The organism is Streptomyces sp. NPDC059455, from assembly GCF_042750115.1.
Taxonomy (GTDB): Bacteria; Actinomycetota; Actinomycetes; order Streptomycetales; family Streptomycetaceae; genus Streptomyces; species Streptomyces endocoffeicus.
In genome coordinates, this window is the sequence record NZ_JBHYVB010000496.1 from 1 (window position 1) to 1,092 (window position 1,092).

General features: G+C 69.7%; 1 pseudogene. It reads right to left on the reverse strand.

What is annotated here, in order from left to right:
- Positions 1-1,048, reverse strand: a pseudogene (locus tag ACFXB5_RS53795) (ISL3 family transposase); the annotation flags it as partial.
- Between the last annotated feature and the right edge of the window lie 44 nt (positions 1,049-1,092).

Consider the following 1,092-nt stretch of genomic DNA (forward strand, 5'->3'; position numbering starts at 1 on the left):
TGCTTGACGGGGGCGGCGGGGTCCTCGGCTCGGCGTTTGCGCAGGTGCTCGCGGTAGGGGTCGACGAGACTGGCGCGGTATTTGGGGACGCGGAGCATCCGTTCGGGCTGGTCGGCGCGGGCGTAGCGTTTGACGGTGTTCAGGGCGAGTTGCAGGCGGCGGGCGCATTCCAGCAGGCCGGCGCCTTGGTCGAGGAGGTCGTGGACCTGGTGCCAGCGTTCGAGGGTGGTCTGTGCGCGGGCCCGTCGTAGATGGGTGCGTCCAGTACGGTGGCCCAGCAGGTGCTGTGGGCCTTCACCTCGCTGAGGGTGGCGTCGCACAGGTTGTGCCACAGATGCCAGCGATCTCCGACCTGCACCGCGTCGGGCAGGGCGCGGCGGATGGCCTCGGCATAGGTCGCCGAGCCGTCACGACACACGACCTCGATACCCGGGTGCTTGCGCAGCCACGCCTCAAGGGTGTCGGCGGTGCGGTCGGGCAGCACGTCGATCCGCTCATGGGTCTCGGCGTCGATCACCACGGTGGCATAGCGGTGCCGTCGGCGCAGGGCGAAGTCGTCGACGCCGATCACACGGGGTGTCCGCCCGGTGGGCAGTGGGATGCGCAGTAGGGTGCGCAGGGTCGTGTGACGCGACAGGCCCACCGCGAGTACCGCCAACAGGCGTGCACCCGCTCGGCCCGCTAACTCCTTGACCACGGCCTTGTCTTGCCTGGTCAGGCGGGCGGTGCGGCGCTGGTATCGCTCCAGGACTCCGGGCACCTGTTCGCGGAAGGTGTGGCGGCAGCCGCGCGTGGGACACACCAGGCGCCGGACCCGCACACGGACCACCACCCGGCGGTCGTCGACCGGCACGTCGGCCACCGTCCGCAGCTGATATCCGTGTACTCGCCCGGTCGGCGCCCCGCACACCGGGCAGACCGCGGCCTCCGTCGGCGTCCGGGCTCGCACCACGATCCGCTCGCCCTCGTCGGTGACCCCCTCTATGACCAGCGGGGACAGCCCCGAAAACACCGTCTGCACGAGCTCGTTGACATTCTTCACGGGAATGTCAACGACCCTCACGACTCTCCGTTACCACCGAATGTGAGACA